This window comes from Bacteroidia bacterium (assembly GCA_037045145.1).
GTDB lineage: Bacteria > Bacteroidota > Bacteroidia > AKYH767-A > OLB10 > OLB10.
In genome coordinates this window covers 808794-828272 of record JBAOIA010000012.1, presented here as the reverse complement: position 1 = coordinate 828272, position 19479 = coordinate 808794, and the positions used below count along the sequence as shown (strand labels likewise).

The 19479-nt window shown below is 37.7% G+C and carries 18 protein-coding genes; 9 read left to right on the top strand and 9 right to left on the bottom strand.

The window, feature by feature from the left end:
* Positions 1 to 156 precede the first annotated feature (156 nt).
* The 7 genes from V9G42_12970 to V9G42_12940 are packed head-to-tail and all read left to right on the top strand — an operon-like array spanning position 157 to position 6205.
* A complete protein-coding gene (locus V9G42_12970; protein ID MEI2760334.1) occupies positions 157 to 1332 on the top strand; it encodes a kelch repeat-containing protein in 1176 nt (391 codons plus the stop codon).
* Positions 1329 to 2972 carry an SBBP repeat-containing protein gene (locus V9G42_12965; GenBank protein MEI2760333.1) on the top strand — a complete coding sequence of 548 codons (1644 nt, stop codon included), beginning with the start codon at positions 1329 to 1331 and terminating at the stop codon, positions 2970 to 2972. Before V9G42_12970 ends, V9G42_12965 begins: the two co-directional genes overlap by 4 nt.
* Before the next feature lie 34 nt (positions 2973 to 3006).
* Complete coding sequence (locus tag V9G42_12960; GenBank protein ID MEI2760332.1) at positions 3007 to 3348, top strand: DUF4907 domain-containing protein; 342 nt, start codon at positions 3007 to 3009, stop codon at positions 3346 to 3348.
* A gap of 10 nt (positions 3349 to 3358) precedes the next feature.
* Positions 3359 to 3895 carry a hypothetical protein gene (locus tag V9G42_12955; protein ID MEI2760331.1) on the top strand — a complete coding sequence of 179 codons (537 nt, stop codon included), beginning with the start codon at positions 3359 to 3361 and terminating at the stop codon, positions 3893 to 3895.
* On the top strand, positions 3892 to 4272 hold the full coding sequence (locus tag V9G42_12950; GenBank protein ID MEI2760330.1) for a DUF423 domain-containing protein: 381 nt from the start codon (positions 3892 to 3894) through the stop codon (positions 4270 to 4272). Before V9G42_12955 ends, V9G42_12950 begins: the two co-directional genes overlap by 4 nt.
* A gap of 3 nt (positions 4273 to 4275) precedes the next feature.
* The gene (locus tag V9G42_12945; GenBank protein ID MEI2760329.1) at positions 4276 to 5769 is read left to right on the top strand and encodes a carboxypeptidase M32; all 1494 of its coding nucleotides are present in this window, start codon (positions 4276 to 4278) and stop codon (positions 5767 to 5769) included.
* Positions 5753 to 6205: a hypothetical protein gene (locus tag V9G42_12940; GenBank protein ID MEI2760328.1), complete on the top strand. Its 453-nt coding sequence runs from the start codon at positions 5753 to 5755 to the stop codon at positions 6203 to 6205. The genes V9G42_12945 and V9G42_12940 overlap by 17 nt, the downstream gene beginning before the upstream one ends.
* 72 nt (positions 6206 to 6277) lie before the next feature.
* Here the strand turns inward: V9G42_12940 and V9G42_12935 are convergent, their stop codons facing one another.
* The gene (locus V9G42_12935) at positions 6278 to 9196 is read right to left on the bottom strand and encodes a T9SS type A sorting domain-containing protein (GenBank protein ID MEI2760327.1); all 2919 of its coding nucleotides are present in this window, start codon (positions 9194 to 9196) and stop codon (positions 6278 to 6280) included.
* A 141-nt stretch (positions 9197 to 9337) separates the two neighbouring features.
* On the opposite strand from V9G42_12935, the gene V9G42_12930 reads away from it, so the two are divergent.
* Positions 9338 to 9973 (top strand): DUF4159 domain-containing protein, encoded by a 636-nt coding sequence (locus V9G42_12930; protein MEI2760326.1) that lies wholly within the window; start codon positions 9338 to 9340, stop codon positions 9971 to 9973.
* 2 nt (positions 9974 to 9975) lie between these two features.
* Here the strand turns inward: V9G42_12930 and V9G42_12925 are convergent, their stop codons facing one another.
* The 8 genes from V9G42_12925 to V9G42_12890 form a co-directional block, all read right to left on the bottom strand.
* A complete protein-coding gene (locus tag V9G42_12925) occupies positions 9976 to 10251 on the bottom strand; it encodes a hypothetical protein (protein ID MEI2760325.1) in 276 nt (91 codons plus the stop codon).
* 142 nt (positions 10252 to 10393) lie between these two features.
* A complete protein-coding gene (locus V9G42_12920) occupies positions 10394 to 11215 on the bottom strand; it encodes a universal stress protein (protein ID MEI2760324.1) in 822 nt (273 codons plus the stop codon).
* Positions 11216 to 11290: 75 nt separating this feature from the next.
* On the bottom strand, positions 11291 to 12196 hold the full coding sequence (locus V9G42_12915) for a hypothetical protein (protein MEI2760323.1): 906 nt from the start codon (positions 12194 to 12196) through the stop codon (positions 11291 to 11293).
* Between the two features lie 106 nt (positions 12197 to 12302).
* A complete protein-coding gene (gpmI, locus tag V9G42_12910; protein MEI2760322.1) occupies positions 12303 to 13826 on the bottom strand; it encodes a 2,3-bisphosphoglycerate-independent phosphoglycerate mutase in 1524 nt (507 codons plus the stop codon).
* Between the two features lie 2 nt (positions 13827 to 13828).
* A complete protein-coding gene (locus tag V9G42_12905) occupies positions 13829 to 14797 on the bottom strand; it encodes an ATP-binding protein (GenBank protein ID MEI2760321.1) in 969 nt (322 codons plus the stop codon).
* Positions 14784 to 16613 carry an excinuclease ABC subunit UvrC gene (gene uvrC / locus V9G42_12900; protein ID MEI2760320.1) on the bottom strand — a complete coding sequence of 610 codons (1830 nt, stop codon included), beginning with the start codon at positions 16611 to 16613 and terminating at the stop codon, positions 14784 to 14786. Before uvrC ends, V9G42_12905 begins: the two co-directional genes overlap by 14 nt.
* On the bottom strand, positions 16613 to 17716 hold the full coding sequence (locus V9G42_12895) for a glycosyltransferase family 4 protein (GenBank protein ID MEI2760319.1): 1104 nt from the start codon (positions 17714 to 17716) through the stop codon (positions 16613 to 16615). The genes uvrC and V9G42_12895 overlap by 1 nt, the downstream gene beginning before the upstream one ends.
* Complete coding sequence (locus V9G42_12890; protein MEI2760318.1) at positions 17716 to 18483, bottom strand: glycosyltransferase family 2 protein; 768 nt, start codon at positions 18481 to 18483, stop codon at positions 17716 to 17718. Before V9G42_12890 ends, V9G42_12895 begins: the two co-directional genes overlap by 1 nt.
* 83 nt (positions 18484 to 18566) lie before the next feature.
* Here V9G42_12890 and meaB point away from each other — a divergent pair, with 83 nt between their 5' ends.
* The gene (meaB, locus tag V9G42_12885) at positions 18567 to 19463 is read left to right on the top strand and encodes a methylmalonyl Co-A mutase-associated GTPase MeaB (protein ID MEI2760317.1); all 897 of its coding nucleotides are present in this window, start codon (positions 18567 to 18569) and stop codon (positions 19461 to 19463) included.
* Positions 19464 to 19479: the final 16 nt, after the last annotated feature.

The window sequence follows — 19479 nt, the reverse complement described above, 5'->3', positions numbered from 1 at the left end:
CATCAACGTAAAAATGGTAGTAGATTTCAGTAAAAACTTTTGAGGTGGCATAAATTTTGACAGCTACACATTGGAATAACCAATAATATTTTTTAATATTAAACCAAGTCATGATCAAATAAGGTATATTTGAATCTGAAACAAAACTTAATAGATATGAAGAAATTTACTACCCTAATTATTCTTTCCCTAGTTTGTATTTCTTTTTCTTTTGCACAGCAGTTTGCATGGACGCAAAAGGCCAACTTGCCGGGTTTTGGTAGGCATTCAGGAATAGGTTTTGCAATAGGACAGTATGGTTATTTAACTACAGGCTTAGATAATGGAAGTTGCTATAATGATATGTGGCGGTATGATCAACAGAATAACTCATGGACTCAGGTTGCGTCAATGCCTGGCAATGGACGATATGGTGCAAGTTCATTTGTTATAAATGGTAAAGCATATGCAGGAATAGGGTGGAACTCTTCTAATCAGAGTTTGTCAGATTTTTATGAATATGACCCGGGTGTTAATATTTGGATATCCAAAGCAGTTTATATTGGTCCTCCTGTTTATACCGCAGTTTCTTTTTCTGTAAATAACTTAGGGTATATAGCAACCGGCTATCCTCTTTCAAAAAAAGTATTTCAATATAATGCTGCCAATGATGCGTGGCAACAAAAGGCAGATTTTTCAGGAGCAGAAAGGCAAAGTGCTGCATCATTTGTCATAAATGACACTGCATATATAGCAACAGGATATTTGAATAATAACCCAACCACAGAATTATGGAGATATAATCAGGCTACTGATAGTTGGTCACAACTGCAATGGCTACCTAATAATGCACGATATGGTGCTGTTGGCTTTAATGTTAATAGCTATGGTATTATTGCTACAGGAGGCAACGGCAATTATTATTTTACGGATTGTTATGCATATTATCCTCCAATTAATCAGTGGATCAATTTACCTGTGTTTACAGGAACTATAAGAAGACATGCATGTAGTTTTTCTATTAATGGTAAAGGGTATCTGTCTTGTGGAATTTCTGCTACAGGAAGTACATTAAACGACCTCTGGGAGTTGTCAGAGGTAACATCTATTGCAGAGGCCACACCGTCAAAGCCCCAAGTTTATTTTAATCAGTCGGCCCAAGTGCTGCATGTTTCAGGATTAAAAAACAAACCCACAACTTTAACCGTCACCTCAATGACAGGGCAGATAGTGTTGCATCAGGTCTGCACTAAAGAAAACATGCAATGGCCACTTGCACTGGCAAAGGGGGTGTACGTTTGCTTAATAGAGGAAAATAAATCTAACTTTAGCTATAAATTTGAGGTAAGATGATTAAGAAAATTAAGATTATTGCTTTTATATATTTTTCCTTAATTACAAGTTTTTCATTTGGCCAAAATTGGATATGGGCATTTTCCGGAGGTAATACATTAACTGAAGAAGCCAAATCAATTTCAACAGATTTGAATGGGAATGCTTTCGTTGCAGGTGTTTTTAAAGATTCAATATTTAATGGTAATAACAAGTTGTATAGTCATGGTAATGAAGATATATTTATAGCCAAGTTTGACAATTCCGGAAATCTTTTATGGACAAGGTGCTTTGGTGGTTCTCAGAATGATGGTTATGGTGTTTGTCTGAAGACTGACTTGTATGGTAATTGTTATGTTACAGGAGCATATTCATATACTGCCCACATTGGTTCATTAACTTTAAGTAATGGTTATAGTAATAATGTTTTTTTGCTAAAATTCAATTCCATTGGCAATATCATTTTTGCAAAAGACTATTTATCTTCAGGAAGTTCAGTAGGCTATGGTATAGATATTGATTTTGCTCAAAATTGTTACATCACAGGCTATTTTTATAATGAGTTGTTTGCAATTCCAAACAATGTTCAATCTGTTGGAAGTCACGATATTTTCATTGCAAAAACCGATATTCAAGGCAATATCATCTGGTCAAGAAGTGCAGGTGGAAATAGTTATGATACAGGTGGAGGTGTTTCAATTGACATAAACGGAAACGTCTATATAACAGGATATTTTAATAATGCATCGCAGTTTGGGAGCATGGTGGTAAACAGTAGTGGGGGTGATGATATTTTTGTTGCAAAATATAGTAACACTGGTAACTTAATTTGGGTTTCAAGAACCTATGGTGCCGGGGTTTATGACTTAGGCTTAAAAATCAGGACTTTTAATGACAAAGTTTATTTAGTGGGGCAATTTGAAGATGTGATTACAATAGGATCTCAAATATTTTCCAGCTTCGGATTAAGTGATGGTTTTGTTTCTATGCTTGATAGTTCTGGTTCTTTTTTATGGACAAAACAATTGGGTGGACAAGGCAGTGATCGTCTTACTGATTTAAATGTTGTGAATAACAATAATGTCTTTATAGCAGGCTGGTGTAATGGTATAGCAGTATTTGACAATGTCATTGTTAGCACAGGAAATAATCAAAATGGAATTATCTGCCTATTAGACGCTTCTGGGAACTTGGTGAATTATAAACTTGCGTCAGGCAATGGAAACAATTTATTTAACTCAATTGCTGTACAACAGTTGGGCGAGGTGTTTGTTGCAGGAGCTGTAGCAGATACTTTATTCTTAGATAATTTAATGATTCATAGCAATGGAGCTTCTGATGCTTTGATTGCTAAAGTTATTTTTGAAGTAAACTCAAGCAATGAAATTAGTTTAGAAGGACTGAAAGTCTTAAATAATATTTTTACTAATGAAAGTAGCCCTTTTCTTGTATCGTCAGTGATGCAAAACCTCCATACTTTAGAAATAATGGATGTAAAAGGTTCTGTTCTTCAAAAACTACCGGCTACTATTTTGTATCCAAATGAAAAGTTTATTATTAAAAATACTTTTCTAAAGAATTTATCATTAGGTGTTTATTATCTTAAGATTGTATTAAAAGATTCAAACAAAACACAGTACTTTAAAATTATTAAAGTATAATATTTTATTTGGGAGAACAGATTATTTTTGTTGCATGAAAGTATCTGTAATATTTTTTAGCTTATTTCTAATTTTATCATGTTCTGATAATAAATCTTCTGAAAAGACAGCAAAACAATCTCCGCCACTGCTCAACAATATTACAGTTGAGACCTATAAGAACGACAGCACTGTTGGGGGTTTTGGCTACAACATCATGGTTGACGGAAGGCTGATGATACGTCAGCCCAATATTCCTGCTGTAATGGGTAATCGCGGGTTTGTTTCTGAGGCTGATGCCTCCAAAGCAGCTGCTCTGGTAGCCTATAAACTAAAAAACAACATCATGCCGCCATCTGTTACCATAGAAGAGTTAGACAGTATAGGCATTAAATAAAAATAAAATTATGGAAGAATTAGGCATAGGATCGCGCATTCGCCACCCCGAGTTTGGCACAGGTGTAGTCATCAACGTCAAACCGCGAACCTACATTGTAGTGTTTACCGAGCGAGGCAAAATTGAAGTTGCCAAAGCCTATCAAAACATTGAGGTGATAGATGCACAACCTGTAACAGACGACCCGGTGAGTTTTGCTGAGGTAGAACGTATTTTTACCGGCATCATCAAAAAATATTCCGACATACAGGAAACAGTACCCCTGCATGGCAAGTGGGTAGGAGGTAAGGTTGTGTTGCATCCCAACAACCCATCGCAAAAGCCCAAAGAAATTCCGATGGATGTTTTCTTTAACAAAATTATCATGGTGCGCGACCGCCTACGGGTGATGGAGCAACGTATCAATGCACACGATAAACTGACAGAAGAAGACAAAGTAAACCTGCAGCAGTACCTTACCCGTATTTATGGCAGCCTCACTACTTTTAATGTGTTGTTTAAAGACGAAGAGGATGTTTTTGTCGGAGAGAAAGGTGCTAAGGAATGAACAAACGCAGCATATTGATTTTTGCCACCGTATCCGGCTTTTGCGCAGTAGCATTAGGCGCCTTTGGTGCACATAAATTAAAAGAGTTGTTGGCACCACAAATGTTGTCGGCTTTTGAAACCGGTGTGCGTTATCAGTTTTACCACACACTTGCCTTGCTGTTTGTTGCCCTTGCAGCAAATGACAACAAAATGCTGAACCGTGCTGCAACATTTTTTATGACAGGTATCATACTCTTCAGTGGCTCGGTTTATGGCTTGGCTTTGTCTTCTGTTTCCGGCAACACCTGGTTTTGGCTGGGACCGGTTACACCCATTGGTGGGCTATGTTTTTTAACAGGTTGGTTTTTTCTAATTTTATATGCTGTCAAAAAGTAAATAATGATTGAACTTTATAACAAGTATGTAGCACATCAGCAGAAGATGGCTGATATCAATTACAGCAGTGCTGTTTTACAATGGGATCAGGAAGTGTATATGCCCCCAAAAGGATCACATTACCGGGCACAACAACTGGCAACATTAGCAGGATATGCTCATGAACTGGCTACGGACAGCCACTATGAAGAAATTATTGAAAAACTACATGACGACACAACTAAACTCAGCCCTGTGCAATGTGCCAATGTGCTGGAGTCGTATCGTGTTTTCAGGCAACAGAAAAAATATACAACAGAATTTGTGGTAGCACTCAATCAATGTATATCAAAAAGTTTTAATGCATGGCAGCAGGCAAAGCAAGAAAATAATTTTAAGTTGTTTGAACCGCATCTGCAGGAGTTGATAAAATATAAAAGGCAGGAGTCGGAGTTGCTGGGCTATGAACAACATCCGTATGATGCACATCTCAACCTTTACGAAACAGGATTGAAGACAAGTTTTCTGGAAACAGTATTCAATCAGGTAAGGCAGAAACTTGTTCCTTACATTCAGCATCTGATGCAGAAGTCACAACCCGATGACAGTTTTTTGTTTAAGCATTACAATAAAGATAAGCAATGGCATTTTGGATTAGACCTGTTGAAACAGATAAATTATGATTTTGAAAGCGGAAGGCAGGACATTTCCACACATCCGTTCACCACTTCGTTTTCTGCTAATGATGTTCGTGTAACCACACGCATCAGCGAGAATGATCTATTTGAAATGATTGGCAGCTGTATTCACGAAGGCGGACATGCACTCTATGAACAAGGATTACCTGCAGATGACTATGGGTTGCCCTCAGGAGAATATCTGAGTTTAAGTATTCATGAATCGCAATCGCGTCTGTGGGAAAATCATGTAGGCAAGTCACAGTTTTTCTGGAATCATAATTTCAAAACATTAAAAAATATTTTTCCGGAGCAGTTGAATGAAGTTAGTGAAAGAAGTTTTTACAAAGCAATAAACCGCATTAAACCTTCACTCATTCGTACCAATGCCGATGAACTTACTTATCATCTGCATGTGCTAATTCGTTTTGAGATAGAGAAAGATATTTTAACAGGGGCCTTGCAGGCTGCACAACTGCCTGAAGTGTGGAATGAAAAGTACAAATCATATCTGAATATAGATGTGCCGTCAGACGCAAAAGGTGTGTTGCAGGATGTACACTGGAGTCACGGCAGCTTTGGTTATTTCCCTACCTATTCCTTGGGAAGTTTTTATGCATCACAATTTTTTCATCAGGCCGATAAGGAAATTTCCGGATTGATGCATCATATTCAAAACGGTAACACCATGCCTTTGCTATTGTGGTTGAGAGATAATATTCATCGTCATGGAAGAACAATACTGGCTGATGAGTTATGTAAAAATGTGACGGGCGAAGTGCTTAACTTTGATTATTTTTATAAATATGCTAAAACAAAATACGATGAACTATATGCTTAACAGAATGAATTGTTGTGCCCTGGTGCTGATGGTTGCCATGGCCGGATCGTGCAAAACAAATAAAAGCACAACTGCGGAAACGCCCAAACAGGAGCCTGCAGCCACAAACCCGCGTATAGATTTGCCGGATAGCATGTACAGGGTTGTTGTTTCATTCATCAGCATTGGTGCCGGAACAGATGCTTCTGCAAAAGAAAAGTTAGATCAGGTTATTCAGCAATATCAGACTGATGTGGGAATGCCAATAGCTCATGAAGAAATTGCATGGGGTAGAGAGGGGGAAGTGGATTTTTGTTTTAAGCTTCTTGGTCAGGATAAAAAATCAAAGGACTCATTTGTGCAGAATTTGCGGGATGCTTTTAAAGGCAACAACTTAGTTCAGATTACTGAAAACACACCGGCATTGCATCAGGCAAGACCTGCTTTTGGCAAATAATTTTTTAAGTGTATAGAAAAAACAAAGCCGCTATGTTTTGCAACACAGCGGCTTTTTGATTTGGTTACAGGTTTAATGTATCACAGATATTTTCTGTGACTTAAATATATTTTCTCCTGTCATCTGTAAAGTATAAATACCTTCTGCCATTCCTTTAAGACTCACAGTTTCTGAAACAGTGTTACCCGAAAATTGATGCTGATATACTATTTGTCCAACGGTGTTGAATAATTTAACATCAACGGTTGTTCCATTGCCTTTCCATCCGAAATTAAGTTGCTCATTGGCAGGATTCGGATATGCATACCACGATAATAGTGGTGTTTCAGAAATGCCAACCAACTCTGCACTCCATATTTCAATATCGTCAAGCAGTGCTTCAACAAGGCTGCCATCATTGGCATCTTCAGCAATAAATTTCAATCGCATGTTTGCTGTAGGCTGCACATAGTCTGCAACACGAAAAGCAAAACGTCTCCAGTTATGGTCTGCAATTATACAGTTTTCTATAGGGACAAAAGTTGTTCCGCCATCATTGCTCACAGAAACCTGCCAGTAATCTTTTCCTGGATCTGCACCCTGATCGTTGGTGTACCAGCGCCAGTACGAAATTGCAGGATTGGAATAGGAGGAAAGGTCGAAGTTGGGCGAAAGCAATGTTGTTTTTCCATCATCAATATCATTTGTTCCGGCTCCATCATTAATACCTGCATTGCCGGTTACTGCGCAAAGGTTGTTAGAGGTGCTTGTATGATCAACAGGAGGTTGTACATAAACCGGTGGTGAACCTCCGGGGTTCAGTATAGAACCTACAGGTGAAGCAATAATCCATTGACCTGTTGTGGCATTGTCACCTGGCATACCCAATGTCCAACCCTGACTGTTGCCTGCATCAAAATAGTCACTGGCCACTAAGTTGTATCCCACCAAAATATAATATGGAACATTAGGGTTGGTATCTGTTACGTTAGGTGGTGTAACACTGAAATGTGTTCCGCATTGATCTGTTGCATCAAGATAGTATGACACTATGGTTCCGTTAGGTTGTCCGGGAATATTTCCCTGATAAACGGTACCATTATAAGTAAAGCTGATTGGATTCCATGTTGCCGAATGATTAATACTGTAATATCCGTTAACGCTGTTGCCTGTACCATTGGCAAAACTTGCAGGGCCGGATGCATTGAGTGTAATGTTCTGGTTCCCCGGAGCACTAAGCACATCATTATGAGTTATTAGTTTTCCAACCACATACATGTTTATGCCATGAATGCCAAAGGCTGAAGCAATTGCACAATAGTTTGGTGTTCCGTTAGTCAGGTCACCATCATTATCATCAATAGTGAGTGCTTCAATTAAAATGTCTGTGTAGAGTTGACCTTCCTGACCATCAGGATAATCAATTGTTGCTGCAAAAGTCTGAACAAATAAATCCTGACGTTGTTGCACGTTATTAAAATTCAATCCAACATCCCACCATGCACCGGCAATAATTTCACCATCGGCATGAACTTCACCCATTATATCATCAGGATAAACTTTTCTTCCCTGATCATAACGTCTTACAAAGTCTGTAGCGCTGTTGGAATAAAAACCTATTCCTAATACAGGGTCTTCTGTTAAACCGTTTGCCCAGGTGTCGGCATAACCTTCGCCAAGTGCACCATTGCTGAAGTTGCCTCCATAGTAAGAATACAAATCGTAATTAATGCCATGTCCGTATTCGTGATATACCACATCGTTGATAATGGAAGTGGCATTACAAGTGCCACCGGCTGCATAAAAATTTAAATCGCCATTATAAAATGCATTACAGTTGCCTGAAACATCAACTATGGTTTGCATCTGAACATCCATCACAGTTTCTGCACCCGACCCCATTAGCTTGGTTACGTAGTAATCGTGTATTTCGTTTACTGAATTGTAAGCAGAAAGTTCCTTGATGTTTGCAGTGCTAAAGGTAATATTGTTGACACCCGGATTTAATGTTGCAGTAAACTGTGGTGTTGTGGCACCGGTTTTTACATTAGCCCAGTTGCCTTCTAATCTGAAAGTGGCAGTAACGGGTGATGAGTTAGGCAATCCCAAATAACCATTGGCATCAGTCACAAAAGGTACACCGGAAATTGAGACAGAAAGATTAGCTAATGGCTCAACAGCAGTGGGCAGATAAGGTTGTGTAGGATAAACTGTTGCAGTAACATTCACATCTGTGTTTGCTGCAAAATAATTAATTTTATTATGACGATAAAGCACTTCACCATTATGTGCATCTACAAGCGTATAGTACTCTCTTGGAAAACTTTCTGCATCGGTTGCTTTAACAGTTACTTCATAAACAAGATGATAAATATTTTTTCCTTCATCAGGCACAGGCAACACTTTCAGGTCGCTGTTTACTGTTGTACCGTTTAATGTTAAATTCAGACCATTGGTTGCTGCTGCAGAAGCTGCCTGTGTACTCAATGTCGGATTAATGTTTACGGTAATATCATTATAAGCATCGCAAATAAACTGATTCACTTTTCCGTCCTTGGTAATTTTTATCTGAACTTTGGACCATAACACTTCCAGTCCGTTATAACGCTGAATGTAATTCACATAAAAATACTTTTTGTTCTGTGCTGTATTACGGAAGAATAAATCACTCAGTGGAAGTCCAAAAACATTCAGTTTGTTGTTGATGAATGACCATGCTGTTGATTGTGCATCTAAAGGCAATCCCACTGAAATTGGTTTACCAAATGCATTGTGTGGAAGTCCGGTTTCTTCGTTAAAAACTACCGACCATCCTTTGTTTTGTTCAGAAAACTGTTGCCACGCTTTTTGTTGTGAAAGGCTTTCCTGACGATTAACATTGGGTAAACGTTTTCTATCTTTAATAAACACTTTAAGATTAGGATCGTCATTACGGTCAAAGCCGTTGTGATCATGGGCTGCATTAAGCAGCAACGGTGCAAATAATGCAACGAGTAAAATTCGCAAAGTCATAATTAAATAGATTTGATTTTTTGGACTGACAAAATTATTCATATAAAATTAAGGTACAAATAAGATTGTGTCATTGATTAAACATATTTTTGGGCTCTTATGAAGTGTTTTCGTAGTGTTTTTGGTTTGAAGGTTCTGGCAATGGTTTTTTTGCTGTTTTCTTCATTTAAAGCACCCGATTTTACATTAAAACTTGCCAAGCTCAAATATGCAGGCGGTGGAAACTGGTACGTCAGCCCTACGGCATTACACAATCTGGCAGTTTTCTGCAATCAGAATATTAATACCAACATTAGCCCGGAAGAGGCTGTAGTAGAGCCCGGAAGCCCCGACTTATTTAATTATCCTTTTGTGCACATGACAGGCAACGGGCGGTTTGTTTTTAGCAATCAGGAGGCCGAAAATCTGAGAAAATATTTAATAGCCGGTGGATTTTTGAATATCAACGACAGCTACGACATGGATAAGTTTGTCCGCCCCGAAATGAAAAAAGTTTTTCCTGAACTTGACTTTGTTGAATTGCCATTCAACCATCCTATTTATCATCAGCGGTATAATTTCCCCAATGGATTGCCTAAAATCCATGAACATAATGGGAAACCGCCACAGGGTTTTGGCCTGATTTATCAGGGCAGGTTAGTTTGTTTTTATGAATATGAAAGTGATATTGGCGATGGGTGGGAAGATCCGGAAGTACATAACGACCCACCGGAAATGCGACAAAAAGCGTTGCAGATGGGCGCAAATATCCTGCAATACGTTTTTAGCGGACAATAAGTTTATTCAAAACCTGAATCAATATTCAGCAGGGAGTCTATTTTAATTGTTTCCAGATAAGGGGCCAAAAGTGCGGAGTTGTCAAACGACTTTATCTTTTTAATACTGTTCTCATTAATGCTGTACCATAGTTCAATGTAAAACTCATTGAAATAAAACAGATTTACTCTGTAGCCATAAACTTCTCTGACATGAAGATGAATTGCACCATTCCAAATATACCAGGTTTGTTCATCATGTGACAGGTTATTGAATTCTTTGCAGGTTACCAACGACATACTTCTTTGTTTAACGATTGTTTTCTTAATTGTTAAACCAAGTTGCAGTCTTATATTTAGTGATGGGGCAACCTTTTGGTCAAAATCACTTTTTATTTGGCAAATGTCAAAGTAAGGAAGTTGAACGCAATGTACTTATTTGCTACTGTTGTACTGAAACACTGAACTGATCACCGGCAATGGTAAAATGCTTGATGTTGACACATAATACAGGCAGTTGAAGATCGTTAGCTACAATTTTTTGCTCTTCAACACCTATTACGTAGTCGGCAACATTCAAATCAGGCTCTATGGTAGTAACAATAATGTCGGCATTATGTGCAGCAGCTTGTTTGGCAATCACCTCATATTTATCATCGAGTGAAAAGGTCTGCTCAATTAATTGATATTTAATTTCTGCATTATTGAGATTGTCTTCAAAATATACGGTATTCAGGTCACTTCTTTTCTGAATATAAGGATCGTGATTGTTTTGTTTAAGCAGCAGTACACTTGCCTTAAATAGCTTTGCAAATTGTATTACAGCAGGCAATTCCTGTTTAACTTCTTTGGTGAAATCAATAGGTACAAGCATCTTTTTCAGTGGACTGAAATCTTTTTGTTGTACAACAATGAAAGGAGTTTTTGAATGGGTAATCAACTTCATGGCATGACTGCCTAAGAAATGTTGAAGGCCTTTAATGCCATGTGTAGCCATCACAATTAAGTCAGCACTAACTTCTTTTGAAAAATCACCTAATATCTCAAAAAGGTTACCTTGTTTTACTTTTTGCTGAACAGTGAGATGTGCAGGAACGGAATATTTGTTTGTAATGTTGCTGAGTTGCTGTTGTGCTTCTTTAGACTTTGTTATGTCATCAACAGCATGAAAAAGGATTATTTCATTGGCAAAAGGAAGTGACAATGCATATTTAAATCCTTTTTCAGTAATATCGGTAAAGTCAACCGGAACTAAAATTTTCATATACATGTTATTTAGAATGATAACATTCCGCAACATAAAAAGTTACATCAGTTGATGACGATATGATGATTGTTCTTAAAGGCCGTTGCCGGCACCACCCCACCAGCCTTTACGCCCGGTGAAAAGTTTTTTCCAGAAACCCGGACCTCTGTATCGGGTTGCATGTTGAGCCTGTGGATTATAAACCAACCCAATACCGAAATGAATGTAGTTATCATTTTTGGTAGCATTAGAGCGGTTTCTTCCCGAAGGGTCTTGTGATCTGTTCAGTCGCCTGTCAGCAAAATAAGAAGCCAATTCGCCTTTTGGAGTAAGCGACAAAGCTTCCATATTCGGATATTTTCCACTAGCATCGTCTAAATAATCTGTCAGGGTAAAATGTTCAGAAAACTCAACCTTCAGTCGCCATTTGGGATTGATTCTTATATACGTACCTATGCCAATTGGAAAAACGGCCTGATAAAGTTTGTAAGGTGCAGGATAATCACCTTCATTGATATATTGCCCTTCTGTACCCAGAGGTTGCAGTGAAACCAATTTCCCATAATACTCAGGATTGCTACCATAATAGCGTGCCCGGGGATTGAAGAAAAACAAACCGCCACCGGCAAAGACATAAGGTATGGCAAGTTTTTTTGTACGGTTGGAAAATAAACTTGCACTCAGTTGAAAAGATATTTCGTCAATGCGGGTTTCAAAACTTAGGTTGCGCTGTTTGTTATCGCGCTCCTTTGTTAAAGAATCTGCACCCTCAATGCTTCCATGATAATAGTTGAGTTGTAAGTTAACATGCCTGGTCAAATGAATACCTATGGCAGCATTACCATAGTTTCTGAAAATTTTTGTTGATGGAACAGGGCTTTTATCATTAAGATCGCCATTGTAATAAAGAATACCTCCTGAAAGAGAAAAGAAGGTGCGGCTTTGACCGTAAATTTGATTTACTGAAAGTAAAAAAAGTAACAGGGTAATTTTTTTCATGCTCACTCCCGATTGATGCAAAAGTAGCTTCTTACATGAACCTACAATCGTAAAACGTCCATTGTTAAGCTTATGTTTTACACAACAATATGTTAAGTAAGTTTGTTCATGATAGCAACGATTTTCCTGTCATTTCAGCGGGCTGCTGCACTTTCATTAATTGCAGAATAGTAGGCGCAAGATCTGCCAGAATACCATTGCTTAAATTGAATTCATGTTGTGGCTGAATAAGAAACAAAGGCACAGGGTTGGTTGTATGTGCAGTATTGGGTGAGCCATCATCGTTAATCATATAGTCGGCATTACCATGATCTGCTGTGATTAAAAATGAATAACCCTGTTCCAAACCGCATTGCACAATTTCGTTTACACAGGCATCAACCGTTTCTACTGCTTTTACAGCTGCCGAAAACACGCCTGTATGGCCAACCATATCGGCATTGGCAAAGTTGATGCAGACAAAATCTGTTTCACCTTTTTTTAGTTCGTTTACCAATGCATCTTTTAATGGTAATGCACTCATTTCCGGTTGCAGGTCGTAAGTGGCCACCTTGGGCGAAGGAATCAGAATCCGCCTTTCTCCACGGAATTCATTCTCGCGTCCGCCAGAAAAGAAAAAAGTAACGTGCGGATATTTCTCGGTTTCAGCGGTTCTTATTTGAGTTTTGTTTGCATTCTGCAAAACTTCGCCTAATGTGTTTTCTAAGTTGTCTTTAGAAAAAATTGTTTTAACACCACTGAATTTATCGTCATACACGGTCATGGTAACGTACTCCAGATTTAGCTTGTGCATATTCTGTTCATGGAAGTCTTGCTGCGTAAGAGCCATTGTTATCTCACGGCAGCGGTCAGTACGGAAATTAAAACAGATAACGGCATCGCCATCCTGTATTGTTGCAACAGGTTTGTTGTTGTCTGAAATACAAATGGGTTTGATAAACTCATCAGTGATATTGTTTTTATAGGAGGCCTCAATACCGCTAACGGCATTGTCGAAGTGCACTCCGGTACCGTTAACCAGTAAATCATAAGCTTCTTTAATACGCTCCCAGCGCTTATCTCTATCCATTGCATAATATCGCCCTACAACAGAAGCAATTTTTCCTGAAGATTTTTGCAGATGATTCTCTAACTCCTTAATAAAACCCAATCCGCTTTTTGGATCGCAATCGCGGCCATCAGTAAATGCATGAATAAAAACATCGTTAACCTGATTGTCCCTTGCAATGTCACAAAGTGCTTTCAGATGGTTGATGTGAGAATGTACACCACCATTGCTCACCAGTCCGATAAGGTGTAGTTTTTTTCCTGTACGTTTTACATAGTCAAGACAGTTGAGTATAACAGCATTGCTATGCAACGTTTTTTCTTCAACTGCTTTGTTGATGAGTGCCAATTCCTGATAAACGATTCTGCCTGCACCAATGTTGAGGTGCCCAACTTCGCTGTTTCCCATCTGGCCATCGGGGAGGCCGACATTAAGTCCGGAAGTAAGTAATTCACTGTGCGGGTATTTGTTATAACAAGAATCTATAAATGGCGTATTTGCTGTATAAACTGCATTGCTTTTGTCTTTTCGGCCTTCGCCCCAGCCATCCATAATAATCAGTACAACTTTTTTCTTGTTCATATTTATGTTTTATTGTTTAATGATGGAATGACGACTTCAAAAATACAGCCCTGCGGATAATTATCCTGAACAACTATTCGGCCTTTATGTTTTAAAGCAATAAAGCGACAGATGTAAAGCCCTAAGCCTGTTCCTTTTGTAGTGCGTGTTTCTTCGTTACCTATACGATAGAATTTTTCAAAAATTTTTCTTTTTTCAATATCAACAATACCGGGTCCGTTGTCGCACACTTGCAAAAAGACATCTTCATTTATCTGAAAAAGTTTTACTTCAATATCAGAACCTGCAGGCGTATATTTTTGAGCGTTCTCCAGCAAATTAAGTACTAATGAGTGAATGCCATTTTTGTCAGCCATGATGTGAATATCTTTCTCAACTTGCACCTTGAATTGATGGCTGCCGGAAGATTGCTGAAATATGATCATCAAATCAGTTAACAAGGCCGAAAGGTTAGTGTTCTGAAAGTGAAAATCCATATTGGACGACTCAATGCGTGTTGCTGTAAGAATATTTTCAACTAAAAAATTTATTCTGTCAGTCTCCAATAATGCCCTTCCCAAAATTTTATCTTTTTGGTCTTTTTCAATTTCTCTTCTGAGCAATGTTTCCAGACTAAGTCTAATGCCTGCAATAGGAGATTTAAATTCATGCGTAATGCTCATCATAAAGTTTTTTTGCTGTAATGCCATCTGAAATTCTTTTTGAAAAGACCTGCGTGCATAATAAATTCCAATACCAAGAAGTGATAAAAAAACCAACCCTTCGCCTGCTACCATCAGATATTTTTCTTTTAGCTTTTTGCGAATGGCATTTTCCTGAATTATGGTTGCTTCTGTTTGAGGCAACGTTTCAAGATAACGTAGTTTTTCATTTCCTAACTCAGAGTTTAATTTCACTAAAAGATACGACCACCAGCCCAATTGCAGCAGCACATAGACCACTAACAGATAGAATATTTTAGTTGACTTCATCAGCTTGTTGTTTCTCTGAATTAAAATAATTTACAACTATTGCAGCTTTTTGTTTACCTATGATTTCTGCAATTTGTTCTGCATGGGCTTCTTTAATTTTTTTTACACTTTTAAAATGAATAATCAGTTTCTCAAATGTGGCATTTCCTATTCCAGGAATTTGCAATATTTCTGACTGCAGAAAATTACGACTTCTTTTATTTCTGTGATGTGTTATCCCGAAACGATGCACTTCATCTCTCAGTTGCTGAATAATTTTTAAGGTTTCACTTTTTTTGTCAAGATACATGGGTACAGAATCTCCGGGGTAATAAATTTCTTCTAATTTTTTAGCTATACCAATGGTTTGAATCTTTTTATTTAAACCCAATTTTTCAAGACCTGTCAATGCTGCATTAAGTTGTCCTTTGCCACCATCTATGATGATAAGCTGCGGCAACGGTTGTTTTTCTTCTAAAACACGTTTGTAGCGTCTGAAGATTACTTCCTGCATTGATGCAAAATCATCCGGTCCTTCAACGGTTTTGATATTAAAGTGTCTGTATTCTTTTTTTGCCGCTTTACCATTAACAAACACACTCATGGCTGCAACAGCATTGGTCCCCTGAAAATTCGAGTTGTCAAAACATTCAATCCTGCGAGGTTGCTCCATCATCCTTAAATCTGTTTTCATTTTCTCCATCAACCGGTCTGTTTTATGTTCAGGATTCAGCTTATCATACTGCGCTAATTTTTCCAACTGATAATATCGCGCATTTTTTTCAGAGAGGCTGAGCAGATGTTTTTTCTCTCCTATTTTTGGAATACTCACTTCAGTACCGGCAGGAAAAGTGTCCGGCATTACATTGACCAATATTTCTGTTGCATCACTTTCAAAACGCTGACGCAATTCTGTCAATGCAAAAGTTATCAGGTCGGAATCTGTTTCTGAAAGTTTCTTCTTCAGCTCAATAGTTTGCGATTGCAGAATGGCACCGTTGATGACTTTCATGAAATTGGCAAAGCCATAATTTTCATCAGAAACAATAGTCACTACATCAACATTATTAATAACCGGACTAACTATTACGGATTTACTCCGGAACTGCTCTAAGGTATCGAGTTTACTTTTTATCTGTTGCGCTTTTTCAAATTCAAGATTTTGTGAAGCTGTTTGCATTTCATCCTGCAAAATACGAATCACCTGATTGATATTTCCTTTTAATATGTGCCTTATGTTTTCAATACCTTGCTGATAGTCTTCTGCTGATTGACGGCCTTCGCATGGACCAAGACAATTGCCTACGTGAAATTCAAGACAAACTCTGAATTTTTTATTCTGAATATTTTCAGGAGTAAGACTAAGATTGCAATTTCTTAGCTTATAAAGCCGGTGAATCATGTCTAACAAAATATTAATCATTTTCACCGAAGCATAAGGGCCAAAGTACTGTGAGCCATCGCGGATTTTTCTTCTTGTATAAAAAATTCTGGGAAAAGGTTCATTTTTAATACAAATCCATGGGTATGTTTTATCGTCTTTGAGGAGGATGTTGTAGCGAGGTTGATGTTTTTTAATCAGGTTGTTTTCGAGTAAGAGCGCATCTAATTCGGTTTCTGTAATAATAAAACGCAAATCAGAAATCTGCCTGACCATAATGGCTGTTTTCCCACTTTCAAAAATGTCTTTTGAAAAGTAACTATAAACTCTTTTCTTCAGATTTTTTGCTTTACCTACGTAAATAATCTTTTCATTTTTATCAAAAAACTGATAAACACCCGGTTCATTTGGAAGTCCTTCAATAATGGCTTTTATATGCTCGTTTTTAACAGCCATTATATATCTGATTTTTGCTCTTGTAAAACTTTAACATAAACAGCTTTTGTTTTTTCTGCTGTTCTTCTGAAAGTATATTCAGAAACTAACTGCTGTGCATTAGTGGAAAGTGTTTTTGCAAGATTACGGTCATTCATTACTGCCATTGCATGTGTGGCAAGTTGTTTAGCATTGCCAACAGGTGCTATCAATCCGGTTTTTTCATGCTGCACAATTTCAGGAATACCACCTGCTTGAGTTGCCACAACAGGAACCTGAGCTGCAAAGGCATCTAAAATAGTTGTGCCAAGACCTTCTGTTTTCGAGGTCATCAGAAAGAGATTGAGCTCCGGTAGCAATTCATTAATATCATTTCTGAAACCGGTAAAATGAATGTTGTCTGTAAGTTTTTTTTCAGCAACTCTAGCTTGAAGTGCATTCATTTCTGTACCATCGCCAATCAGAAAGAAATGAACTTGTTGCGTTTGTTGTAAAATAATTTCTGCCGTATCAATAAAAGTAAATAAGTCTTTATGGTCAGCTAAGGCAGATACATTGCCAATAAGAAAAGTCTCTTTTGGTAATTGATATTCCTGATGCAGTTTTGTTTTTCCTAAAACAAATTTTTCAGTGTCAACTCCGGAATGGACAACTTCTAAAATATTTTTTCTTTTAATAGCAGGTGATGTTATTTGCCTGATTGCATCAGACACACAGATTATCTTTTTAATACTTGAATGATTGTATTTCAAATATGAAAACCAGGAAGAAGAAACAGCAAAATCTACTCTGCGGCTTACCACAACAGGGCATTTATTTCCAAACAGCCAGGCAGAAAGAAATGCAGCAGTATGTGCGTGCGAGTCATGCGTGTGTATGAGGTCAACCTGATTGTCTTTACAATACTTTTTTATCTTTATTGCTAAAGGTAAATTAAGTGCCGTGCCTTTTTGAAAGACTTCTATCTTGCAATCATATTTATTCAGATGTTGAATGATTGCTGCATCCTTAGGACATAATAAAAAACATGTTGTTTGCAGGATTTCAAGCTGACGTATTAGATAGGCTGCCTGCTGCTCGCCCCCACGCCAACCTGTTGCAGTTGATATATGCAGTACCTTCATCAAAGACTTTTTAATTTTTCGTGGTTACGATGTTCCAACAATGAATAGCGTAGATAAACACTTTTGGCAGAATATTTAGCAATGAGCCACCCATAGTATCCATCCAAAAAACCTGCTTTTAAAATATAAGTCTTCAAAAATCTTCCTGCTGTATGTAGCAATGTTTTGAATCCGTTTGAAGATTGCCCTTTAGAAAATTTTGACTTTGCCGCAATAATACCAAACTTAGTTGCCTGTTGCATGTGCTGCTCTATACTGTCAATACTGTAATGAAGTAAATCACCTTTCAAATGCTGTACGGTAGTTTTTTCTGATAGGATAATTTTATCATGAGGGTTTGTGCCTCCCCATTGTGCTTTTGTTTTATCGAACAAGCGTATTTTTACATCAGGATACCAACCGCTATGATAGATCCACTTATCACAATATCGCGTAAGCCTGTTCATGCTGTAAGCAGAAGCGGTATGATTATTTTTAATTTGTTCAATTGATTTTTGTAATGTTTCAGAAAGACATTCGTCTGCATCCAGAGAAAGTACTAAATTATTTGAAGCAAAAGTCAGTGCATGGTTTTTTTGTTCTATGTAGCCTAAAAACTTTTGTTTGACAAACTTTACGGCATAACGACTGCAAATTTCTTCTGTTTTGTCAGTTGATAGCGAGTCCAATACCACAATTTCATCACAAACAGTTAAAAGACTTTTCAGGCATTGTTCAATCTTTTTCTCTTCGTTAAAAGTGATTATTACTCCTGAAATTTTTACCATGGAAGAATTAATATGATGCAAAAATAGTATTATCTCACCGTAAAATAGCGACTCACATTTAAATGCAATTCTATCTTTGCAGCATGTCATTCAATTTAAATCAGACTGAAATCATTCAGGGAAATTATCGGTCGCTGGCAAAAGTTATTTCGCAGGTCGAGAATTCTGCTGATGGTGCAATTGATTTGCTAAGGCATCTGAAGATAAATTATGACATTCCTGTAATAGGATTTACCGGCCCCCCCGGTGCAGGAAAAAGCTCATTGCTTAATGCATTGCTTGCTAAAATGGCCAACAAGTGGCGCATCGCAATCCTTGCAGTTGACCCAACATCGCCTTTTACAAGTGGAAGTATTTTAGGTGATCGTTACAGAATGAATGAATACTTTTTACATCAGAATGTTTATATCAGATCATTGGCAACAAGAGGAAATCTCGGAGGGTTATCAGCCAGAACTATTGAAATTACTGATGTATTGCGGTCATGTGCATTTGATTTTATTTTTATAGAAACTGTTGGCGTTGGACAAAGCGAGGTTGAAATAGCTGCATTAGCCGACACTACAATTTTGGTTTTAAATCCCGGTACCGGTGACGACATTCAGGCATTGAAAGCCGGTATTATGGAGATTGCTGATGTGTTTGTAATTAATAAAGCAGACAGAGATCAGGCTGATGCTCTTGTAAAGCACATTCAAAACATGTTAAGGTTGCGAAATCAGGCACACCATCCTCCAATTTTTAAGACTATAGCAACAGAAGGCACAGGGATTGATTTATTGACAGCATGTTTAATGGATAAAACAAGAAAGCAAACAGATAAACAGCGTTTGTTTTATGAAAAATCCATTCGCCTTATCATCAGCAATAAAATGAGCGATTTTAATTATCAGTCCTTGAAAAATAAACTTCGAGATGCTATGGGCTTAAAGGATTTTAACCTCTATAGTTTTCTTCACGAAAATTATTTTAAGAAGTAGGGGATAAGCAAAGCAT